Annotated in this window: 21 protein-coding genes; 7 read left to right on the forward strand and 14 right to left on the reverse strand. The window is 35.2% G+C overall.

What is annotated here, in order from left to right; genetic code table 11:
* Positions 1-432: 432 nt before the first annotated feature.
* Both AC1Q8L_RS07350 and AC1Q8L_RS07355 read right to left on the reverse strand, forming a co-directional pair.
* Positions 433-978, reverse strand: a complete 546-nt coding sequence (locus AC1Q8L_RS07350; RefSeq protein WP_000779757.1) for a GNAT family N-acetyltransferase — start codon at positions 976-978, stop codon at positions 433-435.
* A 132-nt stretch (positions 979-1,110) separates the two neighbouring features.
* On the reverse strand, positions 1,111-1,218 hold the full coding sequence (locus tag AC1Q8L_RS07355; protein WP_000540375.1) for a YjcZ family sporulation protein: 108 nt from the start codon (positions 1,216-1,218) through the stop codon (positions 1,111-1,113).
* Between the two features lie 214 nt (positions 1,219-1,432).
* Here AC1Q8L_RS07355 and AC1Q8L_RS07360 point away from each other — a divergent pair, with 214 nt between their 5' ends.
* Entirely contained in the window at positions 1,433-1,567 is a 135-nt protein-coding gene (locus AC1Q8L_RS07360) for a hypothetical protein (RefSeq protein WP_001177693.1), read from the forward strand.
* Positions 1,568-1,659: 92 nt separating this feature from the next.
* Here the strand turns inward: AC1Q8L_RS07360 and AC1Q8L_RS07365 are convergent, their stop codons facing one another.
* Positions 1,660-2,220, reverse strand: a complete 561-nt coding sequence (locus tag AC1Q8L_RS07365) for a PRK06770 family protein (protein WP_000358714.1) — start codon at positions 2,218-2,220, stop codon at positions 1,660-1,662.
* Between the two features lie 351 nt (positions 2,221-2,571).
* Entirely contained in the window at positions 2,572-4,047 is a 1,476-nt protein-coding gene (locus AC1Q8L_RS07370; protein WP_098312146.1) for an MDR family MFS transporter, read from the reverse strand.
* A 142-nt stretch (positions 4,048-4,189) separates the two neighbouring features.
* Here AC1Q8L_RS07370 and AC1Q8L_RS07375 point away from each other — a divergent pair, with 142 nt between their 5' ends.
* The gene (locus tag AC1Q8L_RS07375) at positions 4,190-4,765 is read left to right on the forward strand and encodes a TetR/AcrR family transcriptional regulator (protein ID WP_098312147.1); all 576 of its coding nucleotides are present in this window, start codon (positions 4,190-4,192) and stop codon (positions 4,763-4,765) included.
* Positions 4,766-5,058: 293 nt separating this feature from the next.
* Here the strand turns inward: AC1Q8L_RS07375 and AC1Q8L_RS07380 are convergent, their stop codons facing one another.
* From AC1Q8L_RS07380 to AC1Q8L_RS07390, 3 genes are all read right to left on the reverse strand, one after another.
* Positions 5,059-5,214: a hypothetical protein gene (locus tag AC1Q8L_RS07380; protein ID WP_000394753.1), complete on the reverse strand. Its 156-nt coding sequence runs from the start codon at positions 5,212-5,214 to the stop codon at positions 5,059-5,061.
* Between the two features lie 225 nt (positions 5,215-5,439).
* Entirely contained in the window at positions 5,440-6,870 is a 1,431-nt protein-coding gene (locus AC1Q8L_RS07385) for a YfcC family protein (RefSeq protein WP_000084613.1), read from the reverse strand.
* 152 nt (positions 6,871-7,022) lie between these two features.
* Positions 7,023-7,781, reverse strand: a complete 759-nt coding sequence (locus tag AC1Q8L_RS07390) for a gamma-glutamyl-gamma-aminobutyrate hydrolase family protein (protein WP_000803239.1) — start codon at positions 7,779-7,781, stop codon at positions 7,023-7,025.
* Positions 7,782-8,108: 327 nt separating this feature from the next.
* Here AC1Q8L_RS07390 and AC1Q8L_RS07395 point away from each other — a divergent pair, with 327 nt between their 5' ends.
* Together AC1Q8L_RS07395 and AC1Q8L_RS07400 are read left to right on the forward strand one after the other, a co-directional pair.
* On the forward strand, positions 8,109-10,142 hold the full coding sequence (locus AC1Q8L_RS07395; protein WP_001031775.1) for a sigma 54-interacting transcriptional regulator: 2,034 nt from the start codon (positions 8,109-8,111) through the stop codon (positions 10,140-10,142).
* A gap of 168 nt (positions 10,143-10,310) precedes the next feature.
* Positions 10,311-11,198, forward strand: a complete 888-nt coding sequence (locus tag AC1Q8L_RS07400; RefSeq protein ID WP_000776056.1) for a DMT family transporter — start codon at positions 10,311-10,313, stop codon at positions 11,196-11,198.
* 215 nt (positions 11,199-11,413) lie between these two features.
* Here the strand turns inward: AC1Q8L_RS07400 and AC1Q8L_RS07405 are convergent, their stop codons facing one another.
* The gene (locus AC1Q8L_RS07405; protein ID WP_000348454.1) at positions 11,414-12,181 is read right to left on the reverse strand and encodes a TSUP family transporter; all 768 of its coding nucleotides are present in this window, start codon (positions 12,179-12,181) and stop codon (positions 11,414-11,416) included.
* Positions 12,182-12,429: 248 nt separating this feature from the next.
* Here AC1Q8L_RS07405 and AC1Q8L_RS07410 point away from each other — a divergent pair, with 248 nt between their 5' ends.
* Positions 12,430-13,215 carry a TrmB family transcriptional regulator gene (locus AC1Q8L_RS07410; protein ID WP_000384620.1) on the forward strand — a complete coding sequence of 262 codons (786 nt, stop codon included), beginning with the start codon at positions 12,430-12,432 and terminating at the stop codon, positions 13,213-13,215.
* A gap of 139 nt (positions 13,216-13,354) precedes the next feature.
* On the opposite strand, the gene AC1Q8L_RS07415 is transcribed toward AC1Q8L_RS07410, so the two are convergent.
* The 6 genes from AC1Q8L_RS07415 to AC1Q8L_RS07440 all read right to left on the reverse strand — a co-directional run bounded on the left by AC1Q8L_RS07415 (position 13,355) and on the right by AC1Q8L_RS07440 (position 18,650).
* Complete coding sequence (locus AC1Q8L_RS07415; protein WP_000908111.1) at positions 13,355-14,203, reverse strand: RpnC/YadD family protein; 849 nt, start codon at positions 14,201-14,203, stop codon at positions 13,355-13,357.
* Positions 14,204-14,316: 113 nt separating this feature from the next.
* The gene (gene dnaB, locus AC1Q8L_RS07420; RefSeq protein WP_000027328.1) at positions 14,317-15,606 is read right to left on the reverse strand and encodes a replicative DNA helicase; all 1,290 of its coding nucleotides are present in this window, start codon (positions 15,604-15,606) and stop codon (positions 14,317-14,319) included.
* Entirely contained in the window at positions 15,603-16,469 is an 867-nt protein-coding gene (locus AC1Q8L_RS07425; protein WP_000312060.1) for a DnaD domain-containing protein, read from the reverse strand. Before AC1Q8L_RS07425 ends, dnaB begins: the two co-directional genes overlap by 4 nt.
* Positions 16,470-16,661: 192 nt before the next feature.
* Entirely contained in the window at positions 16,662-16,988 is a 327-nt protein-coding gene (locus AC1Q8L_RS07430; RefSeq protein ID WP_061660158.1) for a nucleoside triphosphate pyrophosphohydrolase, read from the reverse strand.
* A gap of 145 nt (positions 16,989-17,133) precedes the next feature.
* The gene (locus tag AC1Q8L_RS07435) at positions 17,134-17,973 is read right to left on the reverse strand and encodes a toll/interleukin-1 receptor domain-containing protein (protein ID WP_061660157.1); all 840 of its coding nucleotides are present in this window, start codon (positions 17,971-17,973) and stop codon (positions 17,134-17,136) included.
* 32 nt (positions 17,974-18,005) lie between these two features.
* Complete coding sequence (locus AC1Q8L_RS07440; RefSeq protein ID WP_061660156.1) at positions 18,006-18,650, reverse strand: hypothetical protein; 645 nt, start codon at positions 18,648-18,650, stop codon at positions 18,006-18,008.
* Positions 18,651-19,265: 615 nt separating this feature from the next.
* Between AC1Q8L_RS07440 and AC1Q8L_RS07445 the strand changes: the two genes are divergently transcribed.
* On the forward strand, positions 19,266-19,631 hold the full coding sequence (locus tag AC1Q8L_RS07445; RefSeq protein WP_061660155.1) for a type II toxin-antitoxin system RelE/ParE family toxin: 366 nt from the start codon (positions 19,266-19,268) through the stop codon (positions 19,629-19,631).
* Positions 19,632-19,779: 148 nt separating this feature from the next.
* Positions 19,780-20,049, forward strand: coding sequence for a helix-turn-helix domain-containing protein (locus AC1Q8L_RS07450; RefSeq protein WP_061660154.1), 270 nt, complete (start codon positions 19,780-19,782; stop codon positions 20,047-20,049).
* Positions 20,050-20,247 lie beyond the last annotated feature (198 nt).

A 20,247-nucleotide genomic window follows, 5' to 3' on the forward strand; every position in this document is an offset into this window, starting at 1 on the left:
CGAAGCGTGGTATTTAATTTCAGAGTGGCCCTTGAAACCCATAATCGTTTCCGTACCCCTATAATGCTATTCATTTTTTTATACATTCCTATCCTGGCGTGGGTTGCAGAGTTTCCGTTTTTTACTGAATTAGCCGAAAAACTGTATAAAATCCTGCATGCTCTTAGCGTGTTTTTTTCCAAAATTCTGGCCGTACCCCATCGCTATCAACTTAAGAAATTAATTGTTCCCCAAAACGAAAAAAATGAACTAAATTCCCATGGACACCTATGAAAAGATGAAATTTTAGTTTTGGGGCAACCTGTTCTGTTAGGTTGATGGGCATGAGGTGCCGCCAGCATTCCGAAAAAATCACGCTAAGCAAAAAATATAATAAGCTGTCGATATAGACAACCCTTTACAATAATTATCGTTATTGGAATCAAAATAAGCTTACACATCCAAGCTGTTGATGATAGCTACTATTTGATGATCTGTCCATTTGCCATTAATCCTTATATTTTCTTTCGCTATACCTTCTTTTTTAAATCCCACTTTTTCTAATACACGAATAGATGCTAAATTATCAAGCATCGCTCCTGCTTCAATTCTATGTAGCTTTAATTCCCTAAAAGCAAAATCTACAACAAGTTGAAGAGCCTCTGTTGTATAGCCCTTTGCATTATGCTCCTTATCTAAAGTAAATCCCGTATAACAGCTTTGGAGGTCTCCCCTAACAATTTGAGTTAATGAAATGTCTCCAATCAGTTTATCATTTTCTCTTAAAAAGATTCCGAAAGGGTATACTTGCCCTTCAGCTGTCTTTTTTAGAGCTTGTTCAAGACGTATTTTTTGATGTTCTTCTGTATAAAAAACTTCTGGGAGCAACGGGCAAACTCGTTGAAAAAATTCGCGATTTCTAATATGTAAGTTAGCTAACTCGTTAGCATCAGCAGTTTTATAAAACCGAATATAAATGTGCTTCCCTACTAGTTTCATAACATCCCTCCAACATTTTTATATGTCTAATGAGGAAAAAATATACCGTATACTATATACAGTTGGATATTATCAGGAATCATTTTGCACGAAAGAAAAGACACTCTATATGAGTGTCTTTTCCAATAGTTTTTAGCAGAAGCAAGAAGCTCCAACGATGATTAATAAAATGAATAACACAACTAATAAAGCAAAGCCTCCAGAAAAGCCACAACCGCCACAACTACCACCATAGCCCATAATAGTTCCTCCTTTAGATAAGAGGGGAAAACTAAGGTTCACTCATGTATTTTAATGGATTCGTTTCATCTTATGTTTTTTCGTATTGATTGAGCAGGTCCTTTCGAAAACTATTTACATATTAACTATATTTTTAAAAATGAATAATTTAACTATAACAATAAATAGATAAATTAATATAATGTATTAATTCTAAAAGAAGGGAGGAATAGCCATGCAATTAGTTTGTTTTAAAATAGTAAGTGGTCAGTATTTCTTATTTGTAGAAGGTATTCAAATTCCTGTACCAATTCCAGCAGTTGCTGCAGCTTTATTAATTGGTTTAGGAGTAATTCCACTTTGTTCTTAATGTAAGGAATTCGGATCATTCCTATCTTTCCATTGGAAAAGCCTCAAGTATATGAATACTTGAGGCTTTCTTTATATTAAAGAAAAAACACCTTACAGCGCTTGAAGATCTCCTGATTTAACTAATGCGGCCGTTACATCATCACCGAAAGTATTGGAACAGAATACTTTCTCGTCTATCTTATCCATTACTGTAGCTTCACCTATCTTGCCACCTTGAAGTTTAATAAAATAGTTATGTTCTTCTAAAATTTTACTAAAATCTCTATTTGCCCATCTTTCAGTAATTTCTAATAGCTCTTCTTTATTCTTGAAATTGTTTCCGTTTAGAATGTTTCTTACTTTCTCTGCATTCTTTTTGGACATAGGGGTTGCACCCTTTCCTTCACACGCTTTTACTTTTTGATGAGTCATACTATGCATAGCTGAAATAACTTCTTCTTCAGTAGAAGTTACTGTAATGTGAAGTTGTGCATTTGAACCTTTCACTTCTGCTTCATTCGATAGTATGTCTTCTTTATTAACCTCTGCAAAAACATGGTCCTCACTCTCAAGCGGGACTTCAGCAAACTGTAACATTCCATAAGTCATACCAGTTGCAAGTACTACTACACCTATAATAGATGCTAGCCAATACGTTAGCTTCTTGTCCATCTTCATTTCCCCTATCTTCGTTTAAATATATTAACTAAAGAATACCATATTAAATTCCTTTTTATTGAAGAGTCTCTAATTGTTACTATAAAAAACGTGTAAATCGTTTAATAAAAATATAATAACTTCATAATCATGACTATGCCTATTCTCATAACAGGATCTATATACGATGTCACTAAATCATCTGGTGAACTATTAGTTATTAGTACGGCTTTGCATCGTTATTCTCAACAAGGATAATTATTGTACATACCAATTCTTATGTATAAAGACACCCAAAACAAGTGTTACGAAAAAATTATAAAAAAGACATCTTTTCTAGGGAAAGATGTCTTTTTTATATAAACCTTAATGTTCGTTCTGTAAAACCCTCGCTGCCTTTACTCCTTCTTTCTCTTCTTTTAAGAATAACGATACGATAAATGCAACAATAATAAAGATTAACCCAAGTGCAAATGCACCTTGGAACCCTGAAGTTAAACCGTTTAACTTCTCTACTGGATCCAGTGGATTTGCGGAGCTCTCCATATAGCTAGTTGTTCCTGAAGACATTTTCGAAATAAAGATAGCTGTACCAATTGCACCAGCTACTTGTTGCAACGTACTAAATAGTGCTGTTCCGTGCGGATATAAATCTGGTGTTAATTGATTTAAACCGTATGTTTGTGCTGTCATGACAAACATGAGTCCAACCATTAATACGCTATGCATGACAATAATTTGTACCATTGATGTATCAGGAGTAATGCCTTTAAATAAGAACATTGCAATTCCTACTAAGACAATGCCGGGAACGATAATAACTTTCGGACTAAATTTATCAAATAGTTTACCTGCGATTGGTCCCATTATGGCGCTAATAACACTTCCCGGAAGCATGATAATTCCTGATTTAAAAGCTGTAACGAGTAAAACGGTTTGCAGGAACATCGGTAATAAAGTCATCGTTGAAAATAGCGACATCATCACAATGACAATTAATCCAACTGATAATGTAAACATCGGAACTTTAAATGCTCGTAATTCTAAAATTGGATTCTCAATTTTCAATTGTCGAACGGCAAAAATACATAATGAGATAAGCCCAACAATTAAAGTGCCATACACTTTTGCATCGGACCATCCTAAATCACCCGATGCACTAAAGCTATACACAAGCCCGCCAAATCCTAATGTCGATAAAAGGAGAGATGGGGAATCTACTTTTGGCCTTGTTAACTCTGAAACATTTTGAATGTACTTCATCCCAATCATAATGGAAATGATCACGATAGGAATAACAATATAGAATAACCAGCGCCAATTTAATGAATCCACAATTACTCCAGATAATGTAGGGCCAATTGCCGGAGCTGCCATCATCACGAGTGCGATTAATCCCATTGTCGCACCACGTTTTTCAGGTGGACAAATGATTAAAATCGTATTCATTAATAACGGTGTAATTAACCCCGTCGCTACAGCTTGGACGATACGGCCAATTAATAAAACGGAAAATGTCGGTGCGAATCCCGCAATTAATGTACCGACTAAAAACGTTACCATAGCGATCAAAAACATTTGTCTCGTTGTGAGCCATTGCTGAAGTAATGCTGTAATTGGAACTAAAACCCCAACTACTAACATGTATGCTGTAGAAAGCCATTGAATCGTTGAAGCCGTTACGTCAAATTCTTTCATTAATACCGTTAACGCATTTCCAAGTAATGTTTCATTTAATAATGCAACCATTGCACCTAAAAGTAATGCAATTAAAATGGGGGTATGTTTCAAATTAGAAGTATCAACTTTGCCACTTGCTGGGCTCTTAGTTGTCATATTCATTTACAGATTCTCCTCCTGTTTCTTACTTAAAAAACTTTAAATACACCGGAACACATGTAATATAATATACATATGTAGATTAAAAAGGGAGAATCAATTTTCAGCCACTGTATATTTAATCTACAAAAAAGGAGAATTGTAGATGAACGATAGTGAAAAACAACTTGATTTACGTATTAGACGTACACATAAATTACTGTGGGATTCCTTATTTGAATTAATGACGCAATCAAAACAGAAATATAGTACGATCACAATTAACCAAATATGTGACCGCGCAATGGTACACCGAACAACCTTTTATAAACACTTCGAAGATAAAGATGCTTTATTAGCATTTGGATTTAAACGATACAGCAAGATGATTGCTGAAATACCGGTTTCAGATCGATTAAGTAAACCATTTCAAGTAATGGAACAATTTCTACACCATGAAGAAATCGGTAAAATATTAGAAACGCAAATGTCTGATGAACAATTTATTAACCGAACACAGCATTTAAGTCACGAAACGAGAAAACAAGAAATAGAAGCGTTAAATCAACTGCACAAAAATCATACGATGCCCAATGATTTAATCATTGAATTTTATTCAGGGGCAATCACCTCATTAAGCGCATGGTGGTTTAAAAGTGAAAGAAAAGTTTCTGCTGCTGAAATGGATAGGTATCTCCACCAACTTATTAATCGGGATATTTTTCAGTTTGAAGAGGAATAAGACTACAACTTTTCAATCATGCAATAAAGTGAAACTTTAATCAGCCCTCACCAATCGGACTTTTACGGACAGCCCGACCCCCACCTAACTTCTTTGCTTCCACTGAATTTTGAGGTGGGGGTCTTACTGCCCGTTAAAGCGGGATCAAATTGACCACAAAATAGGAATATGATATATTTTCCGTAGAATACTATATAAGTATGACATCAAATAAAATGGCATATAATAAAAAGAAGAGATGCGCTAACATCTCTTCCATAACTGCTACCGATTAGGGTGGTGGTTATTATAAGCTATTTCTTTTTGCGGAACCCACCCTTTTGCTTGTGACGGCGCGGAGTGGGTTTTTTGTTGTCCTTATCCAGAAGTTGCTTCCGCAAAAAATACGCTGAAACTTCGCGCACAGTCGCTTTGACAAACTCTTTTACAAGGTCAAACAAAAACTCCATATTATCACCTCCTTTCCTTCCGAATAGAAAGAAGGGATAACCATCCACCCTCACAATATGCAGTTGACTTTATTTTATCAAATGATTGTAAAGATATTATGTAAACAAAACAAATGAAATTTCACATAGAAAAAAAGCCCTTCTAAACCGGGCTTTTCTATCACCATTATTTAGCGATCTTCTTCAAATCCGAACTTTCTATAATTGAAAGCAGTCCACCTTTTATTAAGATGGACCATAACCAATAAGATGAGCAATTATAACTGCTATTAAACCGATTGAGTATTCAATGAGAATTAAAGGAAGAATCCACCTTGCCCACCTTGTCCATGAAATCCCTGCGATTGCTAATCCAGCCATTAGCGTACCACCTGTTGGAAAAATAATATTTCCAATACCATCGGCGAATGAAAAGGATAATACGGCTGTTTGGCGTGTAATGTCCAATAAATCTGCAAGTGGCGCCATAATAGGCATTGTCAACATCGCATGACCACTACCTGATGCTAAAATAAAATGAATCGCTACTTGGAAGTTGTACATTCCAACAACACTTAAAAAAGGAGATACATGTTTCATTTCTTCCGACACTTGATACAGTAGTGGGTCTATAATATGCCCTTGATTCAATACGACTAAAATAGCGCGTGATACACCAATGATTAAAGCTCCCCCGATTAAAGATGCCGATCCTTGTGTAAAAGATTCTACTGTATCATCAAGAGATATCTTGCCAAGAATTGCAATGATTATAGTTAAAATAATAAATAAGGCTGCAATTTCTTTTATATACCACTCGTACTTAATAACACCAAATACAAGAATAATATAATTGATTAAAAAGGCCGTTAATATCCATTTATGTCTTTTTGTTAACTCTACTTTCGCTGTTAGTAAGCTGTCTTGCTTATTTGTATCGAATTTTCCGTAAATTCCGTTTGCAGGATCCCTCTTTACTTTCATAGCATGACGATAGACGAATGTAACAGCAATTACATATATGACTACGAATAAAACGAGGCGGAACCCCATCCCCGAATACATAGGAAGACCCGCTATCCCTTGTGCAAGCCCAACTGTAAACGGATTCATAATTGCCGTTGTAAATCCAACAGACGCTCCTACTAGTACCATCGCAGTTCCTGTTATCGTATCAAATCCAACCGCAAGAGCTAGCGGAATAAATAGAGGTACATACACTAAAGCTTCCTCCGCCATTCCCATTAATGATCCGCCAAGCGCAAAGAACAGCATAATAATAGGAATCATTAACTTTTCACGGTTAGCAAGTTTTTTTGCCATCGTTGAAACAAGAGCCTCAACCGTACCGGATGCCTTTAATACACCAAAAAAACCTCCAATAATAAGAATAAAAAAGATAATATTAGCAGCTTCTACCATCCCTGTAGGAATAGATTTTACCGTATCAAAAAATCCAAGTGGCGTTGATTCAATCCATTTAAATGAATTTGGATCTACTGTTGTATACCCATTTTTTTCAATCTGTTCATATTTTCCTGCTGGCAATATATGTGTAATAACAGCCGCAATAACTAACAAGACAAGTAACATTGCAAATACGTTTATTTTCCATTCTTTTTTTTCCTTTTTTTCTTCTGGCTCGAATGAAACTGCCTTTTCTGATACTTGACTCATATACCAATCCCCTTTGCAATAAAGTGAAACTTTAATCATTGGGGGTTTCGTTCATCCCCCAATGATTATTACTTTTACGGACAGCCGGCAGTCTGGTTTCCCCACTACCATGACGTACCAAGCTCTCCATCAATTCTTTTATTTATAACACGCTAGGATTTAACTACCGTTTTACTAATTTCATTTACAAATTGATTAAATAAACGTTGCTGTAGAGCATCCTTTTCCGACATCATTTCTGGATGCCATTGAACCGCCGCTACATAACGATGAGCTTTGGATTCAATAGCCTCTATTACACCATCAAAGGACCATGCGCTTGCCTCAAAATCTTTCCCTAATGTTTTCACTGCTTGATGGTGAAAAGAATTAACCATTAAAGATTTTTGGCCAATAGCCTCATAAATTTTCCCCTCTTCCAGAAGATCTACGGAATGAGAGCCTTGCCATTTACGGAACTGTTCTCGAACATGGAAATATTCTGGCCCCATCTCGTGCTCTAAGTCTTGATAAAGAGATCCACCAGCTGCAACATTTAATACCTGTAATCCTCGGCAAATTCCTAGAATAGGAATATCTTTTTCTAAAGCCTGCTTTGCCAAATTTAATTCAAAATTATCTCGTTCTTCCTCTACAGTACCTATATATGATTTTGGAATATCACCATAATAAACTGGATTGATGTCCGCGCCACCAGCCAATAACAATCCATCTAATTGATTAAGTGTGGACTCAATTTGATTAACTTCCTCAATTGGAAGTAGAACAACCGTTGCACCTGCTCGTTGAAGTGAACGGATGTAGTCGTAAGAAAAGATAGCCATATCTTGACCTGGTAGCCCTCGTAAGCCCTCCTTCCCTATTTCACTATGATCAATATAATACCCCGTAACACCAATTAGTGGTTTCATTTTCTCTCACCTCATAATTTAAATGGTTTCGTTGTCTTTCTCTGCTGAAATTGTATACTCTTAACCTCCCTTTTCTAGCAAGTGGTAAAGAATTAAATATGTAAATTATGACTCTACTCATTTCATTATTTCTTTACACACCATTGATATAAGCAAATATCGTGCCAACATTGAAATTAAAGTGATTATTTACATATTTTTAAATATTTTGTCGTTTTATCGGTGTTTACTATGCTGAAATGTATTATAATTGGTTATTAATTGGTTACATAATGACCAATTAATAACCAACTTTAGACCAATTCCATTCAACTAAAGAGGTGCTCTATGAACAAATTTGAAACCAACCACATTGTATTGATCACCGTTTTAAAAGAAACACGAAAAGCCCTACATCAACAACTAACGGAGATGGTAGGTGATCTCATAGATATCGAAAGTTTTTCTGTAGAAGAAAGTATTCCAAAAGTATTTCATTCTACATTAATTGTATTACCGAATACATTTACGATAGAAACGGTGAAAGACTTTATTGGGGAAAACTGCGAAGTAATAATAGCAAAACGAACATTAAATTATGAAAACGTAGACCAGCTTTTATTTTTACCAGAAGGAACACAAGCCCTATATGTGAATGATAATCATAAAACAGTATACGAATCAATTGAAACGATGCGTCAATTGGGGCTGAACCATATTGAATATGTCCCATACTATCCTGGAAAAACGAATATACAAATGATCAAGCTCGCAATCACACCTGGCGAACTTGAAATTATCCCTGATTTTGTAGAAAAAGTAATTAATATTGGTCATAGATTAATAGATATTACTACAATCATGTCCATTCTAGATCGATTTCATTTAATGGAGGAATCAGGTAACCACGTTTCTGAGAGATACTATCGAAAAATAGTAGATTTAACAAAGAATTTAGCTAAAGCTCATCGACAACTTCATCAAGTTATTGATGGTGTTGGTGATGGCATACTAGCTATTGATTATGAAGGAAGAATTGTTGTCTTTAATGAATTTCTGGAAAGCATGCTGAAAATAAAAAGTAAAAATGCTATTGGTCATCCGATTGATGCCATTATTGATAATATCGATTTAGTGAACTTCATCCTTTCAAATAAGCAACAAGAAAGCGGAATATTTGTTGTAAACGGCTTGGATGTAATAGTGGAACGTCTACATATAAATGATCAATCGATTATTGTTACTTTTAGAAATGCCCTTAAGACCATCGGATTTGAACGGAAATTGAGAAAAGAATTTGTCAAAAAAGGTTATGTAGCAAAATACAATTTTCATAACATCGTTGGGATTAGCTCTACGATCCAAGACACGAAACAAATTGCCAAAAGGTTAGCTAAGACTGATTTAACTGTATTAATTGAAGGTGAAAGTGGTACTGGAAAAGAGTTGTTTGCAAGTGCTATTCATAATGCTTCCCAGCGAAATAGCGGCCCTTTTCTTGCCGTTAACTTCAGTGCTTTATCGGATGATTTAGTCGAGAGTGAATTATTTGGTTATGAAGACGGAGCGTTTACCGGAGCAAAAAAGGGCGGGAAAATGGGACTATTTGAACAAGCAAATGGTGGCACTATTTTTTTAGATGAGATTGGAGATATTAGCCTGAAACTTCAAGCACGACTACTTCGAGTATTGCAGGAAAAAGAGATTATGCGCGTTGGCGGAAGCCAAATTATCCCGATAGACGTCCGGATTATTGCAGCAACCAATAAGGATCTACTGAAAATGATTCAAGAAAATATGTTTAGAGAAGATTTATACCATAGGCTTAAAGTACTCTTTATACACCTTCCCGAATTAAGGGCACGCCGAAATGACATTGAATTATTAGCTAAACATTTTGTCGCACTATCGGACCCTAAAGTCAAAATTGAACAAGAACTAATTGAAGAACTTCAAGGATATCCATGGTACGGAAATGTACGAGAATTTAAAAATACGATAGATTATATGCTTGCTGTCCGTACCGGAAACCAAATAACAAAAAATGATTTGCCTAATCAACATTATTTTCAAAAGCCTCCACATAAGAAAACAAATAGCGATCAGGCAGAAAATATTAAACCCTTTTCTTCAAGTTCAAACGCTCTTGATCAAGAATCACTTTTCATCCTTACCCTTATCATGAATTATGAAGAAAAAGGAAAGGCAATCGGACGAAGAATTATTTCTGAAAAGAGCCAAGAAGTCGAAATGAAATTAACTGAGGCACAGGTTAGACACCGATTGAACTTCCTGAAGATGAAAGGTTATGTGGAAATAAAAAAAGGTAGAGCAGGGATTCATTTAACAAGAAAAGGGTTGGAGATTCTACGTAGTCTTTAATCAAGGTTCGGATTTTCAGATACATAGAGGCTGTTTTATAAACAGCCTCTTTTTTATGGAATAAAACGTCGATAAATTTAAGTTACAAATATTCAGAATTAATATTAAAATAAACAATAGGGATAGGGGTATGGGCTTATAAAATTTATACATAACGAGGGAATAGAAATGAAACTACAATTAAAAGCGGATTTAATGTTACTACTAGTTACATTTTTTTGGGGTGCATCCATCCTACTTACAAAACTTGGACTTGATGGCATAGAAGAATATAATTTAATCGCATTACGATTTATTATCGCTTTTCTTTTATCAGGTTTAATATTTTACAAACATTTATTTAAGATCGATTTTAAAACTGTAAAATATGCATTTATACTCGCTTCTGTCTTATTTATCGTTTACATTTTCGCGACTTTCGGTACAAAGTATACGAGTGTTTCTAATGCTGGTTTCCTACTATGTCTCACAGTCATTTTCATTCCAATATTATCAGCTATATTTTTAAAACACATTCCGGAAAAGAAAGTGATAGTAGGGATCATTTTAACGATAATAGGAATCGGCTTATTAACATTAACGAGCGAATTCAAAATCGGTAACGGCGATATATTTTGCATACTGTCTGCCCTGTTTTATGCGATCCACGTCATCATTACTGGAAGTGTAACGAAACATGTGAATTCCATTGCACTTGGAGTTATACAACTCGGCTTCGTCGGCCTATTTAGTCTTATTTTTTCATTCATTATCGAAACGCCAAAACTGCCTAGCACAACCAACTCATGGCTCATCATTCTAGCCTTAAGCATATTTTGCACCGCAGTCGCATTCATCGTGCAAGTTATTGCCCAGCAATACACGACGCCTACACATACAGGACTTATCTTCTCATTAGAACCTGTCTTTTCCGCAGGCTTTGCTTTCATTTTCACAGGTGAAACGCTGACAGGAAAAGGATACTTAGGGGCTACGCTTATATTGTTGAGTGTGCTAATTGCTGAGTTAGATTTTAAGAGTTTGTTGAGGCCTAATTATAAGAAGAATATAGAATAAACATTTCACTATGATCAATAAACATACCCCAGAAAAATATGAGTTTATATTATTTTCATTCTCTTCACTTAGATTTTCCTTTTTAATAAGACTTTTTTAGATGCTATCTTCAAATAAGGTAGCATCTAAAAAATGTTAAAAGGAATTTTCTCCCTAGTGTCTTCTTATATTTTATGTAATCTGCGTATTTAACCTTTTCTACGCTCTTTAATTACTTACTGAATATAGTCATACAGATTTTTCGCCAACAATAAACAAGTTACTGTAATGAAAAGAGCACGAACATACCCGCTTCCTTTTTTTATAGCGAATTTGGAGCCAACAATCCCTCCAGCAATTTGAGCAATCCCCATTATAAAACCATATGCATAGTTGACTTGCCCTACATACATAAACATCAACAATGCACCAACATTACTTCCTAAATTAAGAAGCTTCGCATTACCTGCTGCTTTTAAAAAATCATACCCAATAAATAAAAGAGAAAACATTAAAAACGAACCTGTGCCAGGCCCTAGAAATCCATCATAAAAACCAATAGCAAAAACAAAAAAAGTAAAAATAATGACGTGTCGACCAGACAATTTCTTATGAGTGGAAATACTACCCCAATCCTTTTTGAATATCGTATAAATAGCCACCGCACCAAGCATAATCAGCATCAATGGCTTCAGTATTTCTGGATTCATTAAATGAACGGTCCATGCCCCTATTATGGAACCTATGAAAGTGAGCGGAACTAATTTAAACGCCGATTTCAAATCAAGATTACCAGAACGATAAAACACAATATTACTAGTTGCACTTCCCATTGTCGACGCTAGTTTATTCGTAGCTACTGCACTTGCTGGATTCAGTCCTGTAAATAATAAAGCTGGTAAAGCAATGAGTCCACCACCACCTACAACTGAATCAATAAATGCAGCTACAAATCCAAAAACAATCAAAATCATTAATACAGATGGGTCTAAATAAAAATCCATACTATTAACCTCCCCTTTAGTCACTATTCGAATAGTAACTAATAATTTGCTAAATGTAAACAGTTATTGTAACGTTAAAATATAAAGTGAAACTTTAATCAGTGGGGCCACTGATTATTAGTTGAACCAATCGGGCTTTTACGGGCAGCCCGACCCCCACCTAACTTCTTTGCTTCCGCTGAATTTTGAGGTGGGAGTCTTACTGCCCGTTAAAGCGGGATAAAAGCAAACATCGGAGGACGAAAAAAGTGGACTACATAGTGCAACAGCTTAAAAAAATTGGTTTCAATGAATATGAAGCTAAATCTTATGTATCTCTTGTTAAACAAGGGCCTGTCACAGCCTACCAAGTGAGTAAGGATTCGGGTGTCCCAAGAGCGCGAATTTATGAGATTTTAGGTAACCTTGTAGAAAAAGGAATTGTCATGAAGGAAGAAATAAATGACACCACTCGCTATTCACCTCTACCTGTTGAAATCTTTTTACAGAAGGCGCAAACAGAATGGCAGTCTACTTACGAAGGAATAAGTGATTCATTAAAAAAACTAGAAACTTCCGAGGAAAAAACGGATAATCGAGTGATTACTTTAAAAGACAATCAAACAATCATTAGCTATTGTCAGGCATTAATAAAAAAAGCAGAACGACGTATTGTCATTTCAATGTGGGATGAGATGTATGAAGCGTTAAAAGAAGATCTATCTGAAGTAGCTGATAAAGTTACAATACAAGGTATTACCCTGCATGTTGAAAACCCAATTAAAAATCTAGAAGCCCATCGCATAACACCTTATACAGAAACCTTGTCTACAGAACATTGGTTTATTGTATCGATAGATTCTAAAGAGATGATTTATGGACCATCACTTGAAGAGCGTAATATTGCTTTTTATACAGATGACCCCGTTCATATATACTTATTAGAGGATTATGTATGGCATGATGTTTTAGTAAATCGACTTGTCCGACGTAGCCAAGATGACTTGCAGCAATGGATTACTGCAGAGAGAAGATCTTTCTTTATGGGGAAATGAGGAACATATTCAAGAGCAAATCAAAAGATTTGCGTATTAAACCTAACAACTTCTCCGTACAAAAATAGCCGACTATTATATAATAAATATTCGGCTATTTTTGTATAAATTTATACAGACGCTGCCATTACCTCAGCGATTAATGAGATAAACGCTTCTCCCACTCTTTTACCTTTTCAATTGTTACATCTAATTTTTTAGCTATTTCTTCTACACTCATTCCTTTAAAGAGCATTCCAGCTGCCGAAAGTGCTTTATCAATTTCTTCTTGCTTCTCTTGCTCATATAAACGACCTACTTTTGTCATCCGTAACCACTCCTTTACCTTTTTCGCGTAGTCTTCATCAATAAATTTATCTGTAGCTACAAGAATCCCAGCAATAACTTGAATTTGTTCTTGCTCATTGGAGATACACTTTGCTACTTCTATCGTTTTTTCAATTAAAATTTGTCTTTTCTCTCTACTATGCATAAGTGGTACAAGTATTAATTTCATGGTTTCTTCATCCGTCAAAGATTTTCCTTCTTCCATTTTTCTAATAATCTTTTGAAGAATGGCATCACCATTGTATTCATTTAGTAAAACCGCTTTAGAATTTAAACGTATACTACATACATCTATTTCTTCTATAGGATTCATTACCTCACTTGTATAAATAACTACGATTCGAATATCCGGTAACTCTTTCCTCTTATTATAGTAACGATACATAATTTGATTCGCATAATCCATATACTTCAAATGGTTTTCGAGGAAACGGGTATTACTTTCATACTCTAACATTAAAATTGAACCATCTTCCATTTCAAATAAAGTATCTGAGCGCCTTTGATCTGCACGAACTCTCGAAAATTCATTTAGCAACAATTCTTTTATTCTTGGATAACCTTTTAACCCATATGCTTCAAGCCCTTTATCCCTATAACATTCACTTAAAAACTTCATCAGAATATCTTTATTATGATAAGAAATATCATTCCCTGCCAATAGCTAATCCCCCTTAACTATTAGTTACCATTTTCTTTATTATATAACTTATAAAATTAGCGTTACAACTTTGGTTCACATGCACATGCTATTTTCAAAACACCTTCCTCTCACTACTTCTCCCTCTCCACAAACCGCCCAAACTCCTTCAAAAACCTCAGCTTAAAACTCCCCACAGGCCCATTCCGGTGCTTTGCCACATGAATCTCCGTCATCTCTTTCTGCTTCGTTTCCTTATCGTAATAATCTTCGCGATACATAAGCATAATGACATCCGCATCTTGCTCAATTTGCCCCGTCTCTCTTAAATCAGATAAAAGCGGACGCTTATCTTGCCGCGACTCTACAGAACGAGATAACTGTGATAACGCTACTACACAAACATTTAACTCACGTGCTAATACCTTAAGCTTACGAGAAATCTCACTAATCTCTTGAAATCGATTGCCCTTATGCTTCGAATCGCCTGTAATAAGCTGCAAATAATCTACAATGACTAAAAGCTTTTTATCACCGTGTTTCCTCTTTAACTTACGAGTTTGCATCCAAATATCTTGTACCGTAACGCCTGCATTGTCGTAAATCTCAAATGGCAACTCACCAATCTCCGCAAACGCCTTACTTACCTTCTCCCAATCTTCCATCGCAAAACGATGCTTCGGATTTTTCAGCCTACCTCCTGACACTTCGCCTACGCAAGAAGCCATCCTTTTTAACAATTGCTTACTACTCATCTCTAACGAAAACAATCCAACCGCCGCTCCAGACTTCGCCGCATGCAGTCCAACATTAAGCGCAAACGCAGTCTTCCCCATAGAAGGACGCGCACCAAGAACGACAAAATCACCTTCCTGCAATCCGCACGTCATTTTATTTAACGATGTATAACCAGTCTCAATACCAGTAATCTCCTTTACATCTTGATGAAGCTCCTCATACAAATCAACTAACGCATCCTTCAAATCAAACTCACATACAGAGTCTTTCTCCTCTAACTCACAAAGTGCCGTAATCGTCTCACCGATAACTTTCTCACTCTTCTCCGCAATAAGACGCTCCCCCATCTTGTGCCCGAGAACACCAGCCTGATACATTTTCCAGGCACCTCGAACAAGCCCCTCATAATAAGAGAAGTTGGCAGTTGTAGGCACACCATCCATTAACCCTATAAAATACTCCATTCCCCCGATCCCCTCTAAAAACTTCGGATCTACCCTAGAAATGAACGTCACAAGATCAATCGGTTGCCCCTCTTCTTCCATTTTTCGCATTAACTGAAATATAGACTTATGCACTGACAGAGAAAAATACTGCTCCGTCAAACGGCACTCCTTAATAAGCTCTCCATCAAGTAATAGAGAACCTAACACCGTCTTTTCCGCCTCCACATTTTGAATACTCATGGACGCCACCCGCGCTCCGCTAAAAAGCGCTGCAACTCTTCCTCAGACGGCGCATTCTTCTCCCACTCCTCACACCTCGCCAAAAACTCCTCCGTCTCCCCCGTACTAACAGACGACCCCTTCTTCCGGAAATTCGCAGCATCCGCCTCAACCTCAGACACTTTCGTAAACCCTTTCCCGTGCCAACCACGCAAAATCCCCTTCACATAAGCCATCTTCCGATTTTTATTCTCATACGAAATTTGAAGAGCCTTCAGCACAAGCTCCTCTGACAAATCATCCATCCACGCACTCAGTTCCTCCACAGTATGCGGAGACAAACTACCGAAATGTTGCTCATAAAAAGAAAACACGCGACTTCCCGTTTCTTCCTCTATAACCTCTTCTTCCTCTGTCTCCTCACAAACTGGATCTGGCTCAACATCATCCACAGCTAAATCACTCGGCATACCGAAATGCGCTAAAAGCATCGGAACATTCAGCTCCTCCTCTACGCACTTCTGAAGAAACATATGTACAAACTCCTTATTCTTCACACCCTTCAGCTCACGTAGCACACACTTCTCCACATTCGTATTCGTCACAGGATTATAACGAAGCCAATTCAAAACGAATAACTCCCGAGTATCCGCATCATACAGAATCTTCCCATAATCAATGAAGCGCTGCACAAGCTTATCAACAGTCTCCCGATTATAACCCGTCTCCATCTCAGCTAACCGCTTCGGAAAAGGAAAAATCCCACACTGCGTCGTCTTCGAACAAGTTAATAAGTAAACATAAAAATACCGCTCCTCCGGCGTCAAATCCAAAACAAAATCATCCTGCCAAAAATTCACCTGCACATTACGATACACCGCCATCCTAATTCCTCCCGTCTCCGTTCAAAATTAAAAGCCCCTTCATAATATATATGGGAGACTGAGCGGGTTTTTGGCGTGTTATTTTAAATTTTTTTGACTACTACTACGGTGTTTGTTGTTGTTTTTGTTTTTGTTGTGTTTTTTCTTAGTGATTTATTACTTGGTAGGGGCTTGTAAGGGGCTTAGGAGGGGTTAGTTATCGGTTACTTCGATTAGGAAAACTCGATCTGAGAAGCCGCCTCTTTCTTTTGCTTTCTTTTTACGGATGTTGTTGATTTCTTCTAGTGTTGTGCCTTCGTGTTTGAATAGGGGGTTTATTAGTTCTAGTAGGTCGGATAGTTCTTCTAGTTTATCGGGTTTTGTTTTTGCTTCGATATATTCTGTTAGTTCTTCTTGTGTTTTTTTGCAGAGTTCTTTTATGTATTCGTCTTTAGGTAGGATTCTTGTTGTTGGTATTTTTCCGTTGGATTTTATTATTTGTGGGATTTTTTTTCGGATTAGTTTGTTGTAGGTTGGCATAGGGGGTTCTCTCCGTTTGGTTTTTCTTCTATTATAATTAAAAAGCAGTTTAACTGGCTGTTAAACTGCTTTATTGTTTCTTTTATATTGTTTTCTTCTTTGGGTATAAAGAGAGGGGAATTCAATTTCTCCTTTTATAAACACCTTATTTTATACTCTCCATATATCTTTTTAATGTAGGAATTATCTCTTTAGCTATTGTTTCTAAATCTTCATTTGTACGTTTTAAATACTTAATATCATCGAATAAAAAGTCTATTTTTTCTATATCAACATCTTGATGAACCACAGCAATGGTTAATACATCCCGTTTTGAAGCGTATCTATTTGCAAATTTATTTAGCTCTAAATCGCACCAATTAGAATTAATAAAATCATTTGTAATCCAAAAAATAACTCCTGTCGACTGTTTAATTCCTTTTTGAATTGCCTTGACAATAGATTCACCATAATCAATATTTACTTTATCAAACCATACAGGTAATCCAGCACCATTGATGTAAGGAATTAAATCTTCAACCTCACTTTTATTTTTAGAAGAGTGACTTAAAAAAATAGGCATTTGATTTCCAAGTGGTTTATCTATAATATAACCTAGCTTTTCTATTTCACTTTTCTCAGCAAATGGGAATAGAAATTCACTTTTCATCGCCTTTTCTACATCACACTCTCCAACTAAAGTTTGACTATTAAATCTTCTATTACCTATCTCTTGCTGTAATTCATGGAATGTAATATCTGGACGATAACGCAAACCTTCTCCTAGCATCAAATTTTTCATAACCTCAATATGGTCTTCCTGAGGATTATCGTAACTTAATACAATATAAAATTCTAAATTATATGGAATTGAATTGGTCAATAAATTTACCATCTGAAGAGATGTCGCATCTTGTTCACTTAACAACTCTTTCAAAGCTGGGATTAATGGTTTTCTTATACCATAATCGCATTCCCAAACATAATCTTTATCTAATTTCTTCATATTCTTCACCCAATTTTATATAAATTTAATAATTAGTTATTAGCAAATATATTATCAAGCAATTCCGACCTTAATTTATTCTTATACCCCTCTGCTACATCAAAATATCTATCATACCTGTTTATTTTATACGCATAAATTAAATTCGAACGATTATCAGTACCTATAATATAGATTTTTACACCTCTAATTGCTAAAATATCCCCTAAATTTTCAACATTATCATTTGTTGAAGTAATTGCAACTTTTTCATTAGGAAAATATATTCTCGGCTCAGCATTCTTACCATCAATTCTTGGACGAATCTCAACGTCGACTAACTTAGAAACAATTTTCAACCCTTCTTCATTAATCTCCAGTGTAAATTTTGGGTCTAACTTCTTTAATAAGTAAATTAGTGGAGTAATTATAGAGTCAGATTCACTATGATAATTCTTTAAACATTCAATCAAGGTATATTGAACCCCTTTTGTCTCAATTATTTGGTAAAGTTCCTCTTGAACATTTTCAGCAATAATAAATTTCTCTATTGCTATAAAATTCTTTTCGATAGCCTCCCTAATCAAAGACTTATATTCATCCTTATAAACCGCTCCTCTACTATCGTTATAAAGAACCTTATAATTAAAATCTTCACCTACTGCAGCCTGCTTAAGAAACAATTCTTCAATGTCCAACTTACTCAGCCCCTTTTATATAACTCTAATCATTTTACATTTCCAAAATTTATCATCATCCTTATTATAGCAATTTTTCATAGATTTATTGATTAATTCTTTGATATTAATTTGAAACTTAAATGTACTAATAATTCTCTAAGAGAATTACACTTTCAAAGTTTCTTTTATATAGAAAAAAGACACCCTTCGTGACTGCTAGGTGTCTAAAAAACATTTTATACTTTATATATGTCACCATTAATCAACAGCAGTAATTTTAGATCTTCTCTTTATAATAATATCAGCGAAGTAGTACATTATTGCTTATAAAAATCCTTCCGCGACACATATAAGAAAGACTTTAATTATAGCTACATTGATACTAAAAAAAGAAAACATCTTATCACATAGCCATCTTTTGGTGAATTTCAGACCTTTTTATGTATAGGTTTATAAATGTAAGATATTTTTCAGGTACTTCTACATAAATGAGTGCGTTGAAGACGAAAAGTTGGTATGTGGGAATATTTGAATTTGATAAAGTCAGAGGTTTTCCTCTTTGACCTTTGGTAACATGTATGTTACCATCAAAAAGAATTACTATAAAAATTCCATACAGAGGAGACTGAGAATATGGGGAAAAAACGTATTACTCAGTATCCGAATCTCGTTTTTGCAGAAGCGGTATTAGCAATGATCAATGCTCCAAGTGAGGAGGTAAAAGTGAAGGTAAGAGAATCATTATTTTTGTTAAATGCTAATGGAACAAATAATGATCATTTGCAGGGGCGAATTGAAATGACACATAGAGATAAAATTTGGGAAATGAAATTTAAAGATAAATCCAAAACAGAGTGGCGGATTTTGTTTAAAAAGATTTCTCATAAAACTAATCCGCCGCAATATGCGCTGTTACATATGTTTAGAAAAACAACCAAACCTATTACAAAACGAGATTTAGATACTGCAGAACGTGTTGCTAAAAGAGAAGGATTTTAATCCTTCTCTGGCAGTGACACCCTAAAAAACTCTCGTATGGATTAGAATATAATTGCTTGATAAAGGAAGTTACAGAAATGGAGTGGAGCTGAATCGGATGTATTGGAAAGAATGAAAGAAATTTAATTAAAGGAGTGGATTAAAATATATGAAAGAGGATATCAAAGAGTATGATATCTCCGAATTCATGGATGTTCCTAAAGAGTATTATTCAATATCAGAGCCTAAGCTTGAAATAACAGAAGTAATAAAAGAAGCTTTAAAAGAAAAAAACTTATCAATTAGAAACTTAGGTAAAAATATAGGGTTGAAACACCCTCAAATTATAAGAGTTACGAGTGCTAATAATTACAATATAGATACTTTGCTTAAAATATTAGATGGATTAGATTTAAAAATAGAGATTAAACCTAAATAAAGAGAGAATAGACTAAAAAGCATACCTGATTTAAGGTAATATACAAATGATTTTTTCGGGAAGATATTAAAAGAAAATATTTGATAGGTTTTTGATATAGCGGATACTCTAAGGAGATGTACAAATGATTTTTTCGGGAAGATATTAAAAGAAAATATTTGATAGGTTTTTGATATAGAAAATAAAAATTATGAAACG

This window comes from Bacillus sp. GW823-FHT06A11 (assembly GCF_058795355.1).